The sequence below is a fragment of the Hungatella sp. SB206 genome, from assembly GCF_051132295.1.
In the GTDB taxonomy this organism is placed as follows: Bacteria; Bacillota; Clostridia; order Lachnospirales; family Lachnospiraceae; genus Hungatella; species Hungatella effluvii.
In genome coordinates this window covers 829,943-851,383 of record NZ_CP096603.1, presented here as the reverse complement: position 1 = coordinate 851,383, position 21,441 = coordinate 829,943, and the positions used below count along the sequence as shown (strand labels likewise).

The following is a 21,441-nucleotide window of genomic DNA, read 5'->3' as shown; positions in this document are numbered from 1 at the left end:
GGCATATTCATCTGCCCGGTCCGGCTGTTTCATTTACTCCTGGAGCACGGTTTCATAAATCTCACAAATCCTCTCCCTAAGCCCCGAATACCGTCTCTGCTCCATCTCATTATCCACCATGGCCTGGAACACCTCCGGCACTCCCACCAGGCAGACACAGGCCCTGGCCCGCGTCACTGCGGTATAGATTAAATTCCGCGTCATCAGCATCTTCGGACCGCTGAAAATGGGAATCACCACGGCGGGATACTCGCTTCCCTGTGATTTATGGATGGTGATGGCATAAGCCAGCTCCAGTTCCTCCATCTGTTTGAAGCTGTATTCCACCATACGGCCCTCATCGAACTCCACGGTAACCAGCTCCGCAAATAAGTTGATCTCACGGATGATTCCGATATCCCCGTTGTAGATTCCGGTTCCCTTGTCCACAGGGATCCCGTATTTATTCCGGACTTCCCACTCGATGTTGTAATTATTTTTGATCTGCATGACCTTGTCGCCCACACGGAAGGTCACGCCTCCGCTCTCCTTCTCCAGCTTGCTCTTATCCGGCGGATTTAGATATTCCTGCAGGATGGTGTTAAGCCGTTCCACCCCCAGCGCGCCTTTCCGCATGGGAGTCATGATCTGGATATCGTAGGGGTCTGCGCCCACATACCCCGGCAGTTTCTTCTGTACCAGGGTAATCATGGCGTTGATGATCATATTAGGATCATCCCGCTTGATAAACAGGAAGTCATTGCTCTTCTTTCCCAGGGGAACCGTCTCACCTGCATTGATCTTATGGGCGTTGACGACGATATCACTCTGGCTCGCCTGCCGGAAGATTCTGGTTAACATAACTACGTTAAAACAGCCTGCCTCGATGACGTCTTTCAGCACATTGCCGGGGCCGACGCTGGGCAGCTGATTCACATCACCCACCAGGATCAGTCTGGTTCCCGGATTGACCGCCTTTAACAGAGACTGCATCAGATGGATATCCACCATGGAAGTCTCATCGATGATGACGGCGTCCGCGTCTAGGGGATTCTCCTCATTTCTTTCAAAATGCATGCCGATGGAACGCTCGTCCCCCGGCATACCGGAGATTTCCAGCAGCCGGTGTATGGTTCTGGCCTCATAACCGGTGGCCTCGGTCATCCGCTTCGCCGCCCGGCCAGTCGGCGCTGCCAGAAGGATCTCCATCTCCTCACTCTCAAAATACCGGATAATGGTGTTGATCGTCGTCGTCTTTCCGGTTCCTGGTCCGCCCGTGATGATAAGAAGTCCGCTGTTTACCGCTTCCACCACAGCCTTCACCTGTTTTTCGTCCAGCTCGATCGACTCTTCCTTCTGAATCTGAAGCAGCTTCTTTCTGATCTTCTCTTCCGGCTCCCGGCCCCTGATATTTAAATCGTGGAGCATCCGCGCCACGCCCATCTCCATGTAGTAATACTGGGAGGCATAGACAACACGAACGCTCTCCGACTCCCGGATCACCAGACGCTTGTCGATCTGCATGTCCATCAGATGTTTTTCGATGGCTTCCGGTTCTACCCGCAGGAGCTCCGCTGCCTGGGAGAGGAGGTCCGTCTCCGGTAAGTACGTATGGCCATTGCCGGTGGCCTGAAGAAGCGTATAGAGAACGCCGGATTTAATGCGGAAATCCGAATCCGTGAAGATTCCCACCCGCTTGGCGATCTCATCCGCCATCTTGAAGCCCACGCCGGCGATATCGTCTGCCAGCTGATATGGATTTTCTTTAATAACCGTATAAAGCCTGGGGCCATATTCCTGATAGATTTTCACGGCCAGACTCATGGAAATGCCGTATTCCTGGAGGAACATCATAGCCTGGCGCATCTCCTTCTTCTCTTCCACCTGCTCGGAAATCGCCATGGCCATCTTCTCGCTGATCCCCTTCACTTCGGATAAACGCTCCGGCTCTTCCTCCATAATACGGAAAGTATCTGCCTTAAAACGCCGGACAATCCGGGCCGCCAGCGCGGCTCCGATTCCCTTTACGGCGCCGGATCCCAGGTAACGCTCCATGGCGGCCGTATCCTCGGGAGCCTTGATCTCGTAGGTTTCTACCGTCATCTGTTCCCCATAGACCGGATGCTCGGTCATGGGGCCGGTGGCTTCCACCATCTCGCCCTCGCTGATATAATGGAAATTGCCGACCAGAGTGTATTCCTCTCCTTCGTCCGTAAGGCTCAAGACCGTATAGCCATTTTCTTCATTGCGATATTTAATTCGTTCTACAAATCCGCAGACCGTCGCCATGGTCTTCCCCCTTTGTCGTCATAGAAAAAATACAGAAAGCAGGCAGTCACAAAACAAGCCCTGCCGGAATCCTATGATCCGCCAGGGTTGTCCTGCAACTATCCTGCTCAAATGGTTAAAATTCAGACTTACCGCCGTCATGGGTGAACTCGATAAACTTTCCTGTACCGATCGCAACTGCCGTAAGCGGATCTTCCGCGATCATGGTATTGATTCCCGTCTTCTCCTCGATCAGAGAATCCAGGCCGGAAAGCAGGGAGCCGCCGCCCGTAAGAACAATGCCGCGGTCGAAGATATCGGCAGCCAGTTCCGGCGGAGTTCTCTCAAGTACGTTGTGTACGGCGTCCACGATCTGCATGGCCGGTTCTTTCAAGGCATCCAGAGTCTCATCGGAGGTAACAACAATCGTCTTCGGGAGACCGGTAACCAGGTTACGACCTCTAACCTCCATGGTCAGAACTTCCGGTCTGCGGTAAGCAGCACCGATATTAATCTTAATCTCCTCTGCGGTTCTCTCACCGATCAGAAGATTGTGTTTTTTGCGCATATAACGGACCAGCGCCTCATCGAAATCATCGCCGGCCACCTTGATGGACGTACTCACTACCGTACCGCCCAGGGAAATAACGGCGATATCGGAAGTACCTCCGCCGATATCTACGATCATGTTTCCGCAGGCCTTGGCGATATCGATGCCTGCGCCGATGGCAGCCGCAACCGGCTCTTCGATAATCGCTACTTCTCTGGCGCCCGCCTGATACGTAGCGTCCTCTACCGCCTTCTTTTCAACCTCTGTGGCTCCGCTTGGAATGCAGACGCTGATTCTCGGCTTTCTCAGTGTTTTCTTGCCTACGGCCTTGTTGATGAAATATTTTAACATCTTCTCCGTTACGGTATAATCGGAGATAACACCCTGGCGAAGCGGTCTGACTGCGACGATGTTGCCCGGCGTTCTGCCGATCATCAGTCTTGCCTCTTCCCCGATTGCCTTGATTTTATTCGTGTCACGGTCGATTGCAACTACGGAAGGTTCTTTTAACACAACACCTTTCCCTTTAATATACACAAGTATGCTGGCGGTACCTAAGTCGATACCGATATCATTGGACATCATAATTTATTTCCTCCTGTTCGCTTAAACGGTTCCCAGAGTTTCCTTTATCTGTTTTTCAAATTCGGGTTACTGGCCCTAATAGTTGTTTCAATCCACGCTCGATAATTTCACAGAGTGCGACTACATCTTATAGATGTGCGGCTTGACTTCATGTCAGTGGGGATACCGATTTCTCTCCGCCCGCCACTGCCGTTAAGCTTGTTTTTGACATTTCAGCCCTCCACCTGTAGAGGTGGGGGAATTCTCGCTTGTTTTGTTAAATTTCGTTTATCTCCCTTATTATATACAATAACAACCTGTTTTTAAAGGGTTTTTTTTATTTTTATTATGTTTATGGTTTTTTTATGTCCAATACACACTTTGGTCACAATTTCCCCGTATACTGAGAATACGTTATCCGAGAGGATAGCGGGCCTTTGTTTCAAGTAACTTACTTGAAATCACAAAGCTTTTTCATACTCATACCGGATGGTCATAAGATCATCCGGCCCCCCTAAAGATTAGTTCCCGCTTCGATCCCCCTCGGAGCGGGAATTTTGTCTGTATAAAGGAATTCGGGAACCGAATGAAAAAGGACGTTCGGGGAGCAGGGCACAAGAAAAAGAAACATAAGAATAGCATACCCGGTTTTTACGAAATAATTTTAAATAAATACTTCATAAAGTTATAACCTTTTTTATTTTTTCTTAATGGAAAGTCCACAGATTGCACACAAATTCCTGATATTATATAACTAATCACAAAACAGTGATTAACACAAAGCTTTTTCATACTCATACCGGATGATCCAAAAAATCATCCGGCCCCCCTAAAGACATTATCCTAATTTATTATACCTACCATTCCCAATAGTTTAAAGAAGCAGCCGCCTGGAACAAGGCGGCTGCTTCTTTATTATCATCATTCCTTCCCGGCGCCCTGCCGGGAAGGAACGGAATATCAATTTCTTCTATGACAGCTTCAGCGCCCACTCCCGGCAATCCCATACCTTTGTCGCCACGCCCTCATAAAACTCCGGCTCATGGCAGATTAAGAGGATACTTCCCCGGTACTCCTTCAATGCGCGTTTCAGTTCTTCCTTCGCCTCCACGTCCAAATGGTTGGTCGGCTCGTCCAGCAGAAGCACGTTCGTTTCCCGGTTAATGAGTTTACATAATCTCACCTTTGCCTGCTCACCTCCGCTCAGGACACGGACCTGGCTCTCGATGTGCTTGGTCGTCAGGCCGCACTTGGCCAGGGCGGAGCGGACCTGGTACTGAGTATAGGCCGGAAATTCCTTCCAGATCTCCTCGATACACGTCGTCTTGTTGCCGGGCGCCATCTCCTGCTCGAAATAGCCGATCGACAGGTAGTCGCCAAGCGTCACCTTTCCGTCCAGCGGCGGTACCAGTCCCAGAATACTCTTTAAGAGCGTCGTCTTTCCGATTCCGTTGGCGCCGACCAATACGATCTTTTCCCCGCGCTCCATACGGACGTTTAGCGGTCTCGACAGCGGTTCGTCGTAACCGATAATCAGATCAGTGGTCTCGAAGATCGTCTTTCCCGCGGTTCTCGCCTCCAGGAAATGAAATTCCGGCTTCGGTTTCTCCCGCGCCAGCTCGATGACATCCATCTTGTCCAGCTTCTTCTGTCTGGACATGGCCATGTTCCTGGTTGACACCCGGGCCTTGTTGCGCGCCACGAAGTCTTCCAGCTCCGCAATCTCCTGCTGCTGGCGCTTATAAGCCGCCTCCAGCTGCGCCTTCTTCACGGCATGGACTTCCACAAACTTATCGTAGTCTCCCACATAGCGGTCCAGACTCTGATTCTCCATATGATAGATGATATTCACCACGCTGTTCAAAAATGGAATATCGTGAGATATCAGAATAAAGGCGTTTTCATACTCTAATAGGTAACGTTTCAGCCACTCGATGTGCTGTTCGTCTAAATAGTTGGTCGGCTCGTCCAGAAGCAGGATGTCCGGTTTTTCCAGAAGCAGTTTTCCCAGCAGAACCTTGGTCCTCTGGCCTCCGGAGAGCTCGGTGACATCCTTATCAATGCCGATATCCGTAAGCCCCAGGGCCCGGGCCACCTCCTCCACCTTGGAGTCTATAATATAGAAATCGTGGGCCATCAGAAGGTCCTGGATCGTTCCCAGTTCTTCCATCATGGTTTCCATCTCTTCCTCTCCCGCTTCGCCCATGCGGTCACAGATCTCATTCATCTGTTCTTCCATCTGAAACAGAAATGCAAACGCGGACTTTAACACGTCCCGTATCGTCATTCCCTTTTCCAGAACCGTATGCTGATCCAGATAGCCGACGCGGACGCGCTTCGCCCATTCAACCTTACCTTCGTCAGGCTGAAGCTTTCCGGTAATAATATTCATAAATGTGGATTTGCCTTCGCCGTTGGCTCCGATTAAGCCGATGTGCTCTCCCTTTAAGAGACGGAACGACACATCGCTAAAGATGGCCCGGTCTCCAAATCCATGTGTCAGATGTTCAACGTTTAATATGCTCATTCGTAAACTCCTCAATCTTCTTATTCTTTACCCATTTTACATGACAACCGCCGTTCTGGCAAGGGGAAAGAGCGCGCCAAGTTTGGGTTGTAAAATTCGACAAAAACGTTTATGATATAGTATAGATCGTTAAGTCGATAATTTTAAACGAAAGGATTTTACTTATGTACATATACACCTGGTATCAATGGCTCCTCTTTTTCTTCATTTACTGCTTCATAGGCTGGATCATTGAATCCACATACGTTTCCCTAAAATGCGGCCATTTCGTAAACCGCGGCTTCTTACGCCTTCCGCTCCTCCCGTTATATGGAAGCGGGGCCATCATCATGCTCTGGATCTCCCTGCCGTTCCAGGATAACCTGTTCCTTGTTTTTCTGTCCGGTATGATCGGCGCATCCGCACTGGAATACGTCACCGGCTGGACCATGGAGCGCCTGTTTAAAATGAAATACTGGGACTACACCAACAATCCCTTCAATATTAACGGCTATATCTGCCTGGGCACCTCCATTGCCTGGGGCTTTCTGACCATTGTGCTGACAGAATTTATTCACCGCCCCGTGGAAACCGTGGTCCTGGATTTAAACCCCATCGTGTGCATCGTCTTATGCGGCATTATCGGAGCCCTGTTTGTGGCCGACACGGTGGAATCCACGAAAGAGGCCCTCGATCTGGGCCGCGTGCTGGAGTCCATGACAAAGATGAAGGCGGAGCTGGAGGAGATCCAGGTGCAGATGGCTCTCTTAAAGGCAGAAACCGCGGACAAGCTCTCCGACCTGCGTGACGAGCAGATTCAGCGGGCGGCCAACCTAAAGGGCGAAGCCGCTGTAAAGATCACCACCTTGAAAGCAGAAACTGCCATGCGTACAGAAGAGACCATAAACGCATTAAAGGAAAGTGCGGAACGGGGCCTCGAGGCCGCTTCCCTCTTCAAGGAGACTGCAGGCAAGGCAGTCCCCGACTTATCCTCACTGAGTGAACGTCTCCAGTCCCTCACAGAAAACAGGGACAAGCTATCCAAACATCTGGGCTTCTACCGCAAGGGCCTCTTAAGAGGAAACCCGACCGCTTCCTCCAGACAGTTTGGAGAGGCGTTAAAGGAATTAAAGGAACGTCTGAAAAACTAAATAGCAAAAAGCAGAGTGAAAAGACTGGAAAAAACAGAGCAGAAACATCGGCTCTGTTTTTTTGTATCATAAATGCTGCCATATTTTTTATTCTTTCTCTTTACAAACAGATCAGAGTATGGTATTCTCTTTTTATAGACCGACAGTCAGTCGTTAATGAATCGTAAAAGGAGACGGCACAATGAGAACGGTAAAAGAACCCGAGATACGTAAAAATGAAATTTTGGATGCGGCAGATACACTTTTCGCCCGGAAAGGCTTTGACAATACCAGTACCGGCGATATTTTAGAGATGGTCGGAATCGCGAGAGGAACCCTGTACTACCATTTTAAATCTAAAGAGGATATTCTGGATGCCCTGATTGACCGGTATAACAGGCAGATCCTGAGTGCGGCGCAGGAGGCCGCGTCCGACAGCAGTCTCTCCGCCAGAGAACGTCTGATCCGTACGATACTGGCGCTGAATGTCAGCCAAAAGGGCGGTCAGGAGCTGAAGGAACAGATGCACCGGCCGCAGAACGCGCTGATGCACCAGAAGACACAGATGGCGGTATTAAACGGCGTCACTCCGATTCTGACGGGGTTAATCCGGGAAGGCGCGGAGGCCGGATACTTTCAGACTCCCTACCCAAGGGAGTGTGTGGAGATGATTATGGTCTACAGCAACGTCTTCTTCGACGATGCCACGGAAACCTCAGAGGAACTGAGAGACGAGCGGACGCAGGCGCTTATCTTCAATATAGAACGGCTGCTGGGAGCAGAGACCGGGAGTCTTGCGTCGGATCTTATGAGGGTGTTCGGCAGCAGAAAGGTCGAGAGGAATGAAGCAGACAACTAATTTTAATAAATTTCTTCTCCTCTGGACAGGAGAACTGGTTTCCGCCATCGGAAGCGGACTCACCTCCTTCGGGCTGGGCGTATACGTCTTTCAGCAGACAGGTATGGCCTCCGCCACGGCACTCGTCACACTGCTGGCCTTTGCTCCGGGACTGATTCTGGGTGTTCCTGCCGGGGTTCTGGCAGACCGTTATGACCGCAGACTCTTAATGATACTGGGCGACGGCCTGTCCGCGCTGGGACTCCTTTTTATCCTGTTCTGCCTCTCTAAGGGGGAGGCCGCGTTGTGGCAAATCTGTGTGGGCGTTACCATAAGTTCTGTGTTTTCCTCGCTTCTCGATCCCGCCTACAAGGCCACGGTGACCGACTTGCTGACGCCGGAACAATATACGAAGGCCAGCGGTCTGGTAGGCGTCGCGGGATCTGCGAAATACCTGATTTCTCCGGTACTGGCGGGCCTGCTGCTCACCATCTCCGATATTCGTCTTCTGCTTCTCTTAGATACCGCTACCTTTTTCTTGACGATTACTGCGACGCTGGTCGTCCGGAAAGGGATCGACTCCAGGAAGACAATGGAGAAAAAATCCTTTACCAAAGAATTTTCGGAAGGATGGAATGCCATCACACAGAAGAAGGGCGTGCTGGTGCTGGTTATTCTGTCTTCTGCCATCACATTTTTCTTAGGCTTTATCCAGACGCTTTTCGGCCCGATGATCCTGGGCTTCGCAGACAGCACTGTCCTCGGTGTTTCCGAGACCATCTGCGCCTCGGGCATGCTCATCTCCAGTCTGGTGATCGGGACGGTCAGTTTGAAGAAAAACCGCGTGGTTATCCTGTCTGCCGCCCTCTTTGCAGCGGGGATCTTCATGGCCGGTTTTGGAATCAGGGAAAACATTGTAGTTATCTGCACTTTTGGATTTCTTTTCTTCTCCTCCCTGCCTTTTGCAAACGCAGCGCTGGATTTTCTCGTCCGCACGAATATTGCCGATGATTTCCAGGGCAGAGCCTGGGGGCTGATCGGTGTCCTGTCACAGCTGGGATACGTGGCCGCTTATGCAGTTTCCGGCATTCTGGCAGACGGTACCGGCGCGCTGTTTTCCATCGGCTCCGGGAGAGGTTCCGGTCTCCTGATCGTCGCAGCCGGTATTTTCCTGGCCGCCATATCCTTTCTGCCCTGCCGGATTAAATCCGTGAGGGCCCTTGAAGAAACGAGGTAAGTTATGAACTATTGCCGCATCATCCGTAACGATATCAGAAAAAGCCGGCTCACCACCATGATCACTTCCCTGTTTGTGGCGCTGGCCGCCATGCTCGTCTCCCTGGCCGTTATTCTGGCTCTGAACCTTGCAGGCGCCCTGGACCGGCTGATGGTGCAGGCAGAAACACCCCATTTTATGCAGATGCACTCCGGTCCGCTGGATGCTGAGCCCTTAAACCGTTTTGCCTCACACCATGAGGCCGTTGACCGGTATCAAATTCTGGAATTTTTAAATATTGACAACGGGGAGATTGAACTGAACGGCCAATCCCTGATCAGCAGTACGCAGGACAACGGTATTTCCACTCAGAGCGGTGCGTTTGATTACCTTCTGGACCTGGATGGAGCCGTCATTACCCCTGCCGTCGGAGATATCTACGTTCCGGTCTGCTATATGCAGGAAGCCGCCATGAAGACAGGCGACACCGTCTACGTCTGTGGAATTCCGTTTCGCACAGCCGGATTTCTGCGGGATTCACAGATGAACTCCATGCTCTCTTCCTCCAAACGCTTCCTCGTAAGTCCCCAGGATTTTGAGCGGCTGAGAGACCTCGGAACTATGGAACATTTAATCGAATTCCGTTTAAAAGACTTGTCGGCCCTGGATGCCTTTGCCGCTGATTATATGGCCGCCGGACTTCCTTCCAACGGTCCGGCCGTCACATACCCGCTGTTTCGCATGCTGGGCGCCTTATCCGACGGCATGATGATCGCCGTGATCCTGCTTCTCGGTTTCCTGACCGTGATGATCGCCTTCTTATGCATTCGTTTTACGCTCCTGGCCCAGTTGGAATCCGACTACCGGGAACTGGGTGTGATGAAGGCGGTCGGCCTGCGCGTCTCCGACATAAAGAAATTGTATCTCGCCAAATATGCGGCAATTGCCGCAGCTGGATGCATGGCAGGCATCGTTCTGTCATTCCTGCTTAAGAGCCTTCTTCTTCAGAATATCCGTCTAAATATGGGAACCGGCGGAAACGGGACGGCCTCCTTATTCCTCGCACCGGCGGGCGTTTTGATCGTGTTTTTTGCCATTTTGCTTTATGTAAATGGAGTTTTGGGACGTTTACAGAATATATCCGCCTCTGAGGCCATGCGGCGCGGTACCGGGCCGATAGCTTCCGGCGGCGCCGGCCGGATGGCTCTGAGCCACAGCCATTTTTCCAATGTCAGCATTTTCCTGGGAATCCGGGATGTACTCCTGCAAAAGAAGCTGTACGGCGTCAATTTCACCGTACTTCTCTTTGCGGCATTTCTCCTTGTGATTCCCATCAATCTGTATACCACCATGTCGTCCAGGGGCTTCGTCACCTACATGGGAATCGGTAACTGTGATCTGCGGATCGATCTGCGCCAGTCAGACCATTTGGCAGAAGATGCCGCCCGGATCGCCCGGGAGATGGAACAGGACGACTCCATTCTCCGCCATACTTCGCTGATTACCAAGGCATTTCAGGTGGAAACGCCGGACGGCACCGTTCATAATCTACTGACAGAGCTGGGGGATCACCGGGTATTTCCTGTTTCCTACGTAAAAGGGCAGGCCCCCGTCTCCCCCGATGAGATCGCCCTCTCTGCCATGAACGCCGAAGAACTGGGCAAGAACCCGGGAGACAGACTCACACTGATTACCGGCAGCGGTACACAGACCATGACGGTAAGCGGAATCTATTCCGACATCACCAACGGAGGAAAAACGGCGAAGGCCTCCTTCCCGGCGGATTCAGACGATACGGTATGGGCCGTCATCTATGCCGGACTGAAGGATCCCTCGATGCTTTCACAGACTGTCCGTGAATATGGGGACACATTTCACGATACAAAAGTCACGGATATCCGCGATTACGTCGCCCAGACTTACGGACCAACGCTGAACTCCATCCGCATGGCGGCCATCGCTGCGGCTGCGGTGGCTCTTGCGCTCACCGGTCTGATTACACTGCTGTTTGTCAACATGCTGACCGCAAAGGACCGCTACTCCATCGCCGTGATGAAGGCCTCCGGGTTCACGGCCGGGGACATCCGGCTGCAGTATATAAGCCGTTTCGTACTCGTATCCGTGTGTGGAGTCTTTGCCGGAATCCTTCTGGCCAATACTGTAGGCGGGGCATTGGCCAGCCTGGTGCTCTCCGGTTTCGGCGCCCCCTCCTTCCGCTTTGCGGTAAACCCTCTCCTGTCCTGTCTGCTCTGCCCGCTTCTCATGATCTACACCGCGGTCTCCGCCTCACTTGCCGGCACAAAGGGAATAAAGAAGATCACAATAGCTGAATATGGAAAGGAATAGCATGGAAAGGTATAACATAGAAAGGTATAACATGGAAGAAATCATACACGCCAAAAATATCATCAAATCGTTTCACGAGGGATCCGAAAACCAGCGCATCCTGGATGGTATCAGCCTGTCGGTCCGCGAGGGCGAATTTATCTCGGTGATGGGTCCCTCAGGTTCTGGAAAATCGACGCTTCTCTTCGCACTGAGCGGTATGGACCGCATCGACAGCGGCAGCGTATCCTTCTGCGGCAGCGAACTGTCCGCCTGCACGGAAAACCAGCTGGCAGACCTTCGCCGGACACAGATGGGCTTCGTCTTCCAGCAGCCCACTTTGCTGAAGAATTTAAACATTCTGGACAATATCATCCTCCCTTCCCTGCGGGATAAAAAGAAGGACGTCTCCCGGATCACCGAAAAGGCAAGATCACTCATGAAGGAGACCGGAATCGGGGAGCTGGAGGACAGGGATATCTCCCGTGCCTCGGGCGGACAGCTCCAGCGCGCCGGAATCTGCCGCGCTCTCATGAATAACCCGCGAATCCTGTTTGGCGATGAACCTACCGGCGCCTTAAACTCAAAATCCGCCCAGGAGATCATGGATATATTTACGGAAATCAACGCACAGGGAACCGCAGTCATGCTGGTAACGCACGATGCCAGGATCGCAGCCCGCACAGAGCGCGTCCTGTTCCTGTGTGACGGCAGAATCGTGCGCGAGGCTCATTTCCCCAAATATACCGGGAAAGATATGGAGCAGCGGATGGAAAAGATCATGGTACTTATGAAAGAAGCCGGGATATGAATGTTTGACGACTATAACAGTTCAGCCCTCGCTTCCAGCCGCTGCGGTTGGAAGCGAGGGCTAAACTGTTACGTTTGGCTTTCGCCGCAAGACAAAAAAGGATTGACTTTTCCATAATTTTATCATATCATAATCTTAGCCAAATAAATGCTGTGAAAGGTTATAGACTCAAAACGAAAAGCCCCAGAGTTACCGCTCTGGGGCTTTTCTTGCTCGTTATGGTGAGCTGTCCCATTTAGGCTGCAGCTGCCTATTTATCCCCATCCAGCCATTTGCATATGTAGTAGCCAACCACACTTGCTCCGACAGAGATTATAAATGCCGTGATAATATCGGCCATAGACTCACCTCCTTTCTATAGGAGGTTTGACAGCGTCTTCAGAATACCACAATTTCTGATATTTATCTACATTTTTTTAGAGTATTTTAAGAAATAATTTCTGCTGTGAGCAGTAACTGCTGCGCATATATAGCGGTCCTGAATCATTTGAAAAACGCCTGTGTTTTGGTTCCACAGGCGTTTTTACACTTCATTATTATTCTATCACATCATGGAATCCACCATGGCCATCACCGCTTCACCCAGCTTCGCAGATTTCTCATCCGCATCCGCAAGGGAAGTGCCCTTGATCCCATAGTAGAACTTGATCTTCGGCTCTGTGCCGGATGGCCTTACACACAGCCATGCGTCATCGGTCAGATCGTAATAGAGAACGTTTGATTCCGGAAGTCCGGTCGGTTTTACTTCGCCGTTTTCCATATCCTTAATGGTATCCAGCTTGTAGTCCCTGGCAGAGACCGTTCTGTATCCGCCCACTTCGGTTGGTGTGTTGTTTCTTAATGTATCCATGATGGCCTGGATCTTTGCCTGGCCCTCGATTCCCTTCAGTCCGATGGACTTGACGGCGTCTTTATAGTAGCCGTACTTCTCATAGATGGCAATCATGGCATCCCATAAGGTCATGCCCTTCATCTTATAATAAGCGGCCGCCTCACAGAGCGCTACAGTGGCGGAAATCGCGTCTTTATCACGGGCATACGTACCGATCAGACAGCCATAGCTCTCCTCCAGACCGAATAAATACGTTCCGTATCCCGTGTTCTCTTCTTTTAAAATCTGCTGGCCGATATACTTAAATCCGGTCAGAACCTCAATCAGCTCGCATCCGTAGGACTTCGCCACCGCGTCAACCAGATTGGTGGTAACGATGGACTTCACCACCTGTCCATCCTCCGGAATGGCACCGCGCTCCTTCTTCTGGCTCAGCACGTATTCACATAACAGGGAACCTGACATGTTGCCTGTAAGCGGAATGTAGTCGCCGGACTTCGCGTCTTTTACGTAAACGCCGAGACGGTCTGCATCCGGATCGGTCGCCAGCACTAAATCGGCGTCCTTCTCCTTTGCCAGAGCAAGGCCCAGTTCAAAGGCTTCCTCTGCCTCCGGGTTCGGATAGCTGACGGTCGGGAAGTCTCCATCCGGAAGCTCCTGTTCCGGAACCACATATACATGGGTGAAGCCGATCTCAGCCAGTGCTCTCCTGGCCGGAATGTTGCCTGTGCCGTGGAGTGGAGTATATACAATCTGAATACTGTCCTGCATCTTGTCGATCGCTTCCTGATTCACTACCTGGGCTTTTACCTGCGCGATGTATTTATCATCAATGGTTTCGCCGATGATCTCGTACTTGCCTGCTGCCTTTGCTGATTCCACATCGGTGGTCTTTACCGTGGAAAGGTCTGTGATCGCCAGAACCTCCGTGGTTACTCCCTTGTCGTGAGGCGGGGTAAACTGTGCGCCGTCCTCCCAGTAAACCTTGTATCCATTATACTCAGGCGGGTTATGGCTTGCGGTGATGTTAATACCGGCAATGCAGCCCAGTTCCCTGACTGCGAAGGAAAGTTCAGGAGTCGGACGCAGGGATTCGAACTTATAGGCCTTAATACCGTTGGCCGCCAGAGTAAGGGCCGCTTCCTCTGCAAATTCCGGAGACATATGTCTGGAATCGTAAGCGATTGCCACGCCTTTATCTGCGCCGCCCTGCTTGATAATATGATTGGCAAGCCCCTGGGTTGCCCTGCGGACCACATAAATATTCATACGGTTGATTCCCGCGCCGATGATGCCGCGCAGACCTGCCGTGCCAAATTCCAGATCCTGATAAAACCTTTCTTTAATTTCATTCTCGTCCTCTTTAATGGACCGGAGTTCTTCTTTCGTAGCCTCATCGAAGTATGGATTAGCCAGCCATTCTTCATAAATACTCTTATAGTCTTTCATAAAACACAATACTCCTTTCTCTCCATTCTGTTATCAACATTATAAATCATAACAGCCTAAAAGGAAAGCGAAATTGTGTTATTTAATTCTGGAAAGGAACTCATTGCGAAGCGGCTGCTGCAATTCCAAGTCCTTTAATTTCTCGATATTTCTGGCCGGAATCCAGGCTTTGTTCGCGTTGTAGTAGAAATTAATCTGTTTCCAGTATTTTTCCGGATACAAAAACAGATAGTAAAGGCAGGTCCTGTCTGTGTCCGAAAGCGGAAGAATCCTGGAATACGTTTCCAGCATGGAGTTCCCGAGTTTTAAACTCCAGTCATGCTTCTCCATGGCTTTTCTCATAAAATGGTACAGGTCTTCCATCTGCATTCCCAGATGCATGCGGTTAAATTCCACCACGGCCACGTCCCTGGGACACATCAGGATATGATGCTGGTTTAAGTCTCCATGACACAGATAGCATTCCTCGTCTCCGTGATACGCACAGAATTCCTTCATACCAAGTCTGGCGTCCTTGGCCTGCTCGTAAAACATATCGTAGTTTCCTATGACGCAGAGTTCAAACTCCGTCTTTTTTCTCTTGTTTCGGATAAAGGAACGCGCCCTTATAAGCTCCCGGTTATGGCGCTCCATCTCATCTCCCGGAAGCTGCACGAGAATAGAACCGAGATTCCACTCTTCCTTGAATTCGATCTTTCGCAACATTTTATGTAAATTGGCAATCTGCGTAATGGCTCTGAGGACTTCTTTGTCGTCTTTTAAATTACACTCTTTGTCGGCATACCAGTCTTTTACGATCCATCTCGTCCCGTCATCCGCGCTGGAAAGCAGTTCGCCCTCACGGTTTCTCACATAACGGTCCACAAAAGGGTGCCAGGCCTCTTCCAGCTGTGTAAACACCTGGTCTTCGAAATCCAGCCGTTTTATGGTCCCTTTATATTCTCTGAGAAGCTTCAGGCCCTGGTTTGTCTCACACAGCCAGGCGCCGCGGCCGCGTCTCACATCCAGAATTTCAAGCTCATACTGCGAAAGCACCTCTGTGTATTTCTCTATCACAACCACCCCTCCAACTCTTAGCTCATCGGCTACTTCTAGGGTATGAGTGGCGGGACGGAAATATACGTGAAAAAAGAAAGTTTGGCCCCTGCTTCCACTGCTGTTTTTACACAGCCGCGGCCGCAGGGGCCAAACTCCTTCTCATGATTCTTTTATCCCATTTTCCAATCCGGCGGCGCGCAGCAGATACGCTCTCTCGTTGCACTCCGGCCGCTCCAGCACCTGTTCCATCAGCGCATTCAGCGTCTTCCCAAGCGCCGGTCCCGGCTTCATACCGGCCGCCATCAGATCACGGCCATCCACAGCCAGTTCCTTTAAGTTCACCGGGTCTCCGGCCCTGCGGATCTCCTCCGCCAGTGCCTTTACCGTCTTTAACGTCTCTCCATAGCCTTCGCCTACTTCTCCGGCAAATACCTCCTGGAAGCAGAGCAGGCTGTCGAAGAGATCGCCGGGAATCTGGTTCATCACCCGCCGGATCGCCGGTTTTTCAGCGGCAATCGGCGTTCTCCACCGGGATACAAGTATTTTTACCCGATCCATGGTGTCACAGTCCATCTTTAAATCCCGCAGTATGTCTGCCGCCGTCTCCCCCTGCTCTCTGCGGAGGAAGCCGGCCCATCTCATATATTTTACAGCGGGAAGACACCCCAGCGGACGCAGCTCGCCTTTGCTCAGCATGGCTGCCTTAAAAAATGGCTCCGATATATAGCGGGAAGCCCCGGTGTCGGAAACTCTCTTCATCTTTTCCGGATGGCCGGACAGCAACAACTTCGTAAGCTCCGTCGCGATACGCTCTTTGCTCACCTTTTCCAGGTTGGGTGCGATCAGGGAAATCGCCTCGTACGTCTCGTCCTCAATCCGGAAATCCAGCTGTGCGGAAAACCGGACTGCCCTCAAAATCCGGAGCGCATCCTCCGTAAAGCGATTCACGGCGCTTCCGACGCACCGGATCACCCGGTTCTCTAAATCCTCCATGCCGCCAAATGCATCCACCAGCCCCTCACGGCCGTTGTAAGCCATGGCGTTGATGGTGAAATCGCGGCGTTTTAAGTCTTCTAAAAGGCTGGTGGTAAAATCTACGGATTTCGGATGGCGCCCATCCTCATACTCACCGTCTACCCGGTACGTGGTCACTTCATAGCCCTGCCGGTTAAGCATCACCGTAACCGTGCCATGCTGGATCCCCGTATCGATCGTCCGGCTGAAAATGGCCTTCACTTCCTCTGGCTTCGCCGAGGTGGTGATATCCCAGTCCTCCGGCTCTTTTCCCAGCAGGCTGTCGCGGACGCACCCACCCACAACATACGCCTCAAATCCGTGCTCATTCAGTTTATCAATGATCTGCTCCGCGTCCGCCGGAACCCGTATTTCTATCCCCATGCCATCATCTCATTTCTATAATTATAGGCGTATCAAAACAGCCGTATGGCTGAATCGACGCATGCATTAATATGCGCGGCCCCAGTATACCATCTTCGTCGCCGGCTTTCCGCAGCAGATACACGTATCGGAAAGTTTCTCCTGCTTAAATGGCATACAGCGTGAAGTCGCTCCTGTCAGTTCCTTGATCTTGTCTTCACATTCCTGGCATCCGCACCACATGGCTTTTACAAAGCCCGGTTTCTCTTCAATCGTCTTTGTAAATGTATCAAAATCAGTCGCCTCATACGTATGGGCCTCACGGTGTGCCAGTGCGCGCTCGTACATATCGTGCTGGATGGTATCGAGCAGTTCTCCAACCTTCTGACCGATCTCCTCCAGGGAAACGGCGGTCTTCTCATGGGTATCGCGGCGAACCAGAATGGCCTGGCCTGCCTCAATATCCTTCGGTCCGATCTCCACGCGGATCGGAATACCGCGCATCTCAGATTCAGCGAATTTCCATCCCGGGCTCTTGTCGGTGTCATCCACCTTCACACGGTATCCGGACAGCACGGATTTGATCTCGGCCGCCTTCTCCAGAACGCCTTCCTTCGACTGCTGGATCGGTACGATCATCACCTGGACCGGTGCGATTCTCGGTGGCAGCACGAGGCCGTTGTCATCGCCGTGCACCATGATGATGCCGCCGATCAGACGGGTGCTCATGCCCCAGGAGGTCTGGTGTACGTACTGCAGCTTGTTCTCTTTATCAGAATACTGGATTTCAAAGGCTTTTGCAAATCCATCGCCAAAGTTATGGCTCGTTCCAGACTGAAGCGCCTTGCCGTCGTGCATCAGCGCCTCGATCGTGTAGGTAGCTTCTGCTCCGGCGAATTTCTCCTTGTCGGTCTTCTGGCCGCGGATAACCGGCATGGCCAGGACTTCCTCGCAGAAATCGGCGTAGAGATTTAACATCTGCTCGGTTCTTGCCTGCGCGTCCTCTGCTGTGGCATGAGCCGTATGGCCCTCCTGCCATAAGAACTCGCGGGAACGTAAGAACGGTCTCGTCGTCTTCTCCCAGCGCACAACGGAACACCACTGGTTATATACCTTCGGCAGATCGCGGTAAGAATGAATGTCCCTCGCATAAAAATCACAGAACAGAGTCTCTGAAGTCGGTCTCACACAGAGACGCTCTGTAAGCGGCTCCAGACCGCCATAGGTCACCCATGCCACCTCCGGCGCGAACCCTTCCACGTGATCCTTTTCCTTCTCAAGAAGACTCTCCGGAATAAACATCGGCATGTATACATTTTCCACGCCAACCTCTTTAAATCTTCCGTCCAGTTCCTTCTGGATATTCTCCCAGATCGCGTAACCGGCCGGTTTGATGACCATACAGCCCTTTACGCTGGAATAGTCGATGAGTTCTGCTTTCTTCACCACATCGGTATACCACTGGGCGAAGTCCACATCCATTGATGTGATTGCTTCTACTAACTTTTTGTCCTTTGCCATAACAATTCTCCTTTACCTTTTAAATTTACGTATTTTCCTGTCAATAGAGTCCGGCAAGCCGGACTCCTGCGCCGGAGCGCGGCTGCCTCAGCAGCCATATTTCCCTGGCGCGGAGTGTGCATCCTGCCCGGAGGGCTTTTGTTTCACAGAATGCACCTTCCTGTGAATGGAGTCCGGCAAGCCGGACTCCTGCGCCGGAGCGCGGCTGCCTCAGCAGCCATATTTCCCTGGCGCGGAGTGCGCATCCTGCCCGGAGGGCTTTTGTTTCACAGGATGCACCTTCCTGTGAAACAAAAAGAGCCGCCGATCCCCGGACAAGGGACCGAACAGCTCGGTGGTACCACCCAATTTAGCCACAATTGTGACTCACTTGTATCTCCGATAACGCCGGATATGCGCCGCAGTTTGCTGCGGGACTCCAAGGCAGGTTGGGCGACCATGGGCATGAAGGTCTTCCACCAGTGACCCTCTCTCTGGAATGCATCATCGCTTACTAATCCTCTTCCACGTCTGAAATGTATGTTGTCATGTTAGTTTGTATGGTTGATTTTACGCTATTTGGATTTCTTTGTCAAGGGGAGATCAGAACTTGCTGCTAATACTTGGTTATCGTTCACGGGCTGTGAACTGTAACTCAAACTCTATTTTCATAAGTTTACCATAGATACAAGCGTTTGACAGCTAGATAAAGGAAAAATCCCCGCCTGTCTCTTAAGAAAACAGGCAGGGATAACGCTGTATGCCTCCGCTAGTTGCTCACCTGGCTAATCTGTGCCACAATGCCTTCAATATCCGTCTTCATCTTAGCCACTCCATCATCAAATGGTACACTTTCCGATACAATCGCCTGTAAATCCGGAATAAATACAGTCCCCATGGTCCGGGCCGCCGCATGGTTCGGCTCGCCTCTGACCGCATCTAAGCTCTTCAGGATAATATCATATCCCTTCAAATCTGCATTTGGGTTCTCCACGCCCAGCTTGGGAGAGATGTACCCGCCAAAATTACACCATTTTGCATTGATCTCATCCTGCGTAAAGTATTCCAGGAACTTTGCCGCCGCTTCCACATTCTTACATGTCTGCGTCACGGCCAGGCTCCCTACAGTAGACATGGCGTACTGCCCCGCATCTCCCTTCAGCACAGGACCTGCGGCCCAGTTGAACGTAATATCGGGAGCAAGGCGGCGGTAAAATCCGGCTCCGGCCGATGATAAGACACTTGCAGTGCTGCCGCTCATAAACATTGAATTATTGTCGGAAACACTCAAAGAATCCGCTGGCGTATAACCATTCTGATACCAGTCGGTAAGACGCTTTAACACCTTTTTTCCGGCATCATTATCGATCACTACCGTGCCGTCCTCCTCGATGATATCACAGCCCTCTGAAAAGAACTGTGCGTACGCAAAGTTGCTGACCAGGGAACCGGAATAGTTGTAATAGATCCCGTAAATATCCTTTTCCTTACAGGCCTTCAGCATAGCGTCAAATTCATCCCATGTTTCAGGAAGATTTTCTTCCGTCATCCCTATTTTCTCCAGAAGATCTAAGTTGTAACAGGGGATTCCCATGTCCACCAGGCAGGGCAGTCCATATAGTTCCCCGTCGAATCGGACGCTGTTATCCAGAAGAGGCCCTGAAAATTCCTTTAATGTATCTTCTGATATGTACTGCGTAACCGGAGCCAGAATTCCATAAGCCTTAAAAAGCTTTAAAATATCGGGGTTTAAATACATAATATCCGGCCCCTGGTTTGCCGCAATTGCTGTCAGCATTTTGGTTTCGCGGTTGTCCCATGGAAGAATTTCTATATTGATTTTTATTCCAGGATTTTTTGATTCAAAATCTGAGATCATGGTCTGATAATTTTCCCGCTCTTCGGCCAGCTGGTCATCCGTGCCAAATGGAAATGTCCAAAAGGTCAAGGTACAGTCCTCCGAAGACACATCCGCTGCCGCCGTACCTGTTTCCTCTGCTGCTTTTGAGCTCGTCTCCCCCGTCTCCCTGCCGCTTCCCTGATCCGGCGCCGCTCCTGCGCACCCGGCAAGCCCTATTGCCGCCGTCAGCATAAGCGCTGCTATGGCTATCCTTTTTTTCATATTTCTTTCCTCTCTTTCTTTTATTCCCGCTTGCAGCGGGGTTTTTGACTTTGACTCAGGAATTTGTGAAACGCCTGATCACGTTCCTTTTATATAAAGCGCACTCATCCCTTTACGCCCCCCATAACCAATCCGTCAATAAAATACCGCTGCAGGCAGAGGTACAGCAGGAACACAGGAAGGAATGTGATTACGCCCGCTGTCATCTGGGTATTAAAGGTTGCGGACTGCTGGTTTAAGGTGGCAAGCCCCACAACCAGGTTATACATCTTCTCACTTGTTGTAAAAATCAACGGTCCCATAAAATTATTCCAACTGTTCATAAACGTAAAAATCGCCACTGTGCTGAGTGCCGGTGCACTTAAGGGAAGGATAATCGTAAAAAATATCTTCCATTCGCCTGCGCCGTCCATTCTTGCAGCTTCCATCAATTCATCCGGAATCGTGACGATATACTGGCGCATCATAAACATATATGCCACAATCCAGCATCCCGGAAGCAAAAATACAATATAATGGTTCAGCCAGCCAAGCTTTGAAAACAGCAGATAGTTAGAAACAATCGTCGCCTGGTACGGAACCATAATTGCCATCATAAAGTACCAGAAGATCAGATTTTTACCCGGAAATTTCTTCTTGGCAAAGATATATCCCAGCAAAGCATCTAAAAAAACGCCTGTAATCGTTGGAATCACACTGATAACCAGCGAGTTGAAAAACCACCGCAGCATCTTGCTTCCCATCCCCATTACCTTTGCATAAAGCTTAAAGGTAATCTGCTTCGGCATCCAATTCGTCAGCGTAACCACATACTTTGTTTCCGCATCCAGCGAGCCGGACAGCATCACAAGAAACGGAAACAGGAACACACAGGTGAGGACTATGCAGACTCCATAGTACAGCACACTTCTCATGATTCTTTTCATTACCGCTTCC

General features: G+C 51.0%; 14 protein-coding genes and 1 other annotated feature. Of the genes, 5 read left to right on the top strand and 9 right to left on the bottom strand.

Going from position 1 to position 21,441, the window contains the following annotated elements; translation table 11 throughout:
* Positions 1-33: 33 nt before the first annotated feature.
* The 3 genes from recD2 to M1L66_RS03810 all read right to left on the bottom strand — a co-directional run bounded on the left by recD2 (position 34) and on the right by M1L66_RS03810 (position 5,888).
* On the bottom strand, positions 34-2,268 hold the full coding sequence (gene recD2 / locus M1L66_RS03820) for an SF1B family DNA helicase RecD2 (RefSeq protein WP_434691025.1): 2,235 nt from the start codon (positions 2,266-2,268) through the stop codon (positions 34-36).
* Positions 2,269-2,383: 115 nt separating this feature from the next.
* A complete protein-coding gene (locus tag M1L66_RS03815; RefSeq protein ID WP_187022571.1) occupies positions 2,384-3,382 on the bottom strand; it encodes a rod shape-determining protein in 999 nt (332 codons plus the stop codon).
* A 949-nt stretch (positions 3,383-4,331) separates the two neighbouring features.
* Positions 4,332-5,888, bottom strand: a complete 1,557-nt coding sequence (locus M1L66_RS03810; protein WP_002601802.1) for an ABC-F family ATP-binding cassette domain-containing protein — start codon at positions 5,886-5,888, stop codon at positions 4,332-4,334.
* Positions 5,889-6,052: 164 nt separating this feature from the next.
* Between M1L66_RS03810 and M1L66_RS03805 the strand changes: the two genes are divergently transcribed.
* From M1L66_RS03805 to M1L66_RS03785, 5 genes are all read left to right on the top strand, one after another.
* Positions 6,053-7,018: a putative ABC transporter permease gene (locus M1L66_RS03805; protein WP_434691021.1), complete on the top strand. Its 966-nt coding sequence runs from the start codon at positions 6,053-6,055 to the stop codon at positions 7,016-7,018.
* 181 nt (positions 7,019-7,199) lie between these two features.
* Entirely contained in the window at positions 7,200-7,856 is a 657-nt protein-coding gene (locus tag M1L66_RS03800; RefSeq protein WP_187022572.1) for a TetR/AcrR family transcriptional regulator, read from the top strand.
* The gene (locus tag M1L66_RS03795) at positions 7,840-9,072 is read left to right on the top strand and encodes an MFS transporter (protein ID WP_187022573.1); all 1,233 of its coding nucleotides are present in this window, start codon (positions 7,840-7,842) and stop codon (positions 9,070-9,072) included. Before M1L66_RS03800 ends, M1L66_RS03795 begins: the two co-directional genes overlap by 17 nt.
* 3 nt (positions 9,073-9,075) lie before the next feature.
* The gene (locus M1L66_RS03790; RefSeq protein WP_434691017.1) at positions 9,076-11,397 is read left to right on the top strand and encodes an FtsX-like permease family protein; all 2,322 of its coding nucleotides are present in this window, start codon (positions 9,076-9,078) and stop codon (positions 11,395-11,397) included.
* 31 nt (positions 11,398-11,428) lie between these two features.
* Positions 11,429-12,187: an ABC transporter ATP-binding protein gene (locus M1L66_RS03785; RefSeq protein WP_434691014.1), complete on the top strand. Its 759-nt coding sequence runs from the start codon at positions 11,429-11,431 to the stop codon at positions 12,185-12,187.
* 544 nt (positions 12,188-12,731) lie between these two features.
* Here M1L66_RS03785 and M1L66_RS03780 read toward each other — a convergent pair.
* The 6 genes from M1L66_RS03780 to M1L66_RS03755 all read right to left on the bottom strand — a co-directional run bounded on the left by M1L66_RS03780 (position 12,732) and on the right by M1L66_RS03755 (position 21,431).
* Positions 12,732-14,468: a phospho-sugar mutase gene (locus tag M1L66_RS03780; protein WP_434691011.1), complete on the bottom strand. Its 1,737-nt coding sequence runs from the start codon at positions 14,466-14,468 to the stop codon at positions 12,732-12,734.
* Between the two features lie 78 nt (positions 14,469-14,546).
* On the bottom strand, positions 14,547-15,524 hold the full coding sequence (locus M1L66_RS03775) for a spore coat protein CotS (RefSeq protein ID WP_434691009.1): 978 nt from the start codon (positions 15,522-15,524) through the stop codon (positions 14,547-14,549).
* A 141-nt stretch (positions 15,525-15,665) separates the two neighbouring features.
* Positions 15,666-16,898, bottom strand: a complete 1,233-nt coding sequence (locus tag M1L66_RS03770; RefSeq protein ID WP_187022717.1) for a CCA tRNA nucleotidyltransferase — start codon at positions 16,896-16,898, stop codon at positions 15,666-15,668.
* 72 nt (positions 16,899-16,970) lie between these two features.
* Positions 16,971-18,404, bottom strand: coding sequence for a proline--tRNA ligase (gene proS / locus M1L66_RS03765; RefSeq protein WP_434691007.1), 1,434 nt, complete (start codon positions 18,402-18,404; stop codon positions 16,971-16,973).
* A gap of 314 nt (positions 18,405-18,718) precedes the next feature.
* Positions 18,719-18,920: a binding site (T-box leader), on the bottom strand.
* A 232-nt stretch (positions 18,921-19,152) separates the two neighbouring features.
* Entirely contained in the window at positions 19,153-20,505 is a 1,353-nt protein-coding gene (locus tag M1L66_RS03760) for an ABC transporter substrate-binding protein (protein WP_434691005.1), read from the bottom strand.
* Between the two features lie 104 nt (positions 20,506-20,609).
* A complete protein-coding gene (locus tag M1L66_RS03755; RefSeq protein WP_434691003.1) occupies positions 20,610-21,431 on the bottom strand; it encodes a carbohydrate ABC transporter permease in 822 nt (273 codons plus the stop codon).
* Positions 21,432-21,441 lie beyond the last annotated feature (10 nt).

What these genes read in the sequence shown, in the direction of transcription:
- recD2 (WP_434691025.1), bottom strand. Translation starts at nt 2,268, where the DNA reads ATGGCGACGGTCTGCGGATTTGTAGAACGAATTAAATATCGCAATGAA.
- M1L66_RS03815 (WP_187022571.1), bottom strand. Translation starts at nt 3,382, where the DNA reads ATGATGTCCAATGATATCGGTATCGACTTAGGTACCGCCAGCATACTT.
- M1L66_RS03810 (WP_002601802.1), bottom strand. Translation starts at nt 5,888, where the DNA reads ATGAGCATATTAAACGTTGAACATCTGACACATGGATTTGGAGACCGG.
- M1L66_RS03805 (WP_434691021.1), top strand. Translation starts at nt 6,053, where the DNA reads ATGTACATATACACCTGGTATCAATGGCTCCTCTTTTTCTTCATTTAC.
- M1L66_RS03800 (WP_187022572.1), top strand. Translation starts at nt 7,200, where the DNA reads ATGAGAACGGTAAAAGAACCCGAGATACGTAAAAATGAAATTTTGGAT.
- M1L66_RS03795 (WP_187022573.1), top strand. Translation starts at nt 7,840, where the DNA reads ATGAAGCAGACAACTAATTTTAATAAATTTCTTCTCCTCTGGACAGGA.
- M1L66_RS03790 (WP_434691017.1), top strand. Translation starts at nt 9,076, where the DNA reads ATGAACTATTGCCGCATCATCCGTAACGATATCAGAAAAAGCCGGCTC.
- M1L66_RS03785 (WP_434691014.1), top strand. Translation starts at nt 11,429, where the DNA reads ATGGAAGAAATCATACACGCCAAAAATATCATCAAATCGTTTCACGAG.
- M1L66_RS03780 (WP_434691011.1), bottom strand. Translation starts at nt 14,468, where the DNA reads ATGAAAGACTATAAGAGTATTTATGAAGAATGGCTGGCTAATCCATAC.
- proS (WP_434691007.1), bottom strand. Translation starts at nt 18,404, where the DNA reads ATGGCAAAGGACAAAAAGTTAGTAGAAGCAATCACATCAATGGATGTG.
- M1L66_RS03760 (WP_434691005.1), bottom strand. Translation starts at nt 20,505, where the DNA reads ATGAAAAAAAGGATAGCCATAGCAGCGCTTATGCTGACGGCGGCAATA.
- M1L66_RS03755 (WP_434691003.1), bottom strand. Translation starts at nt 21,431, where the DNA reads ATGAAAAGAATCATGAGAAGTGTGCTGTACTATGGAGTCTGCATAGTC.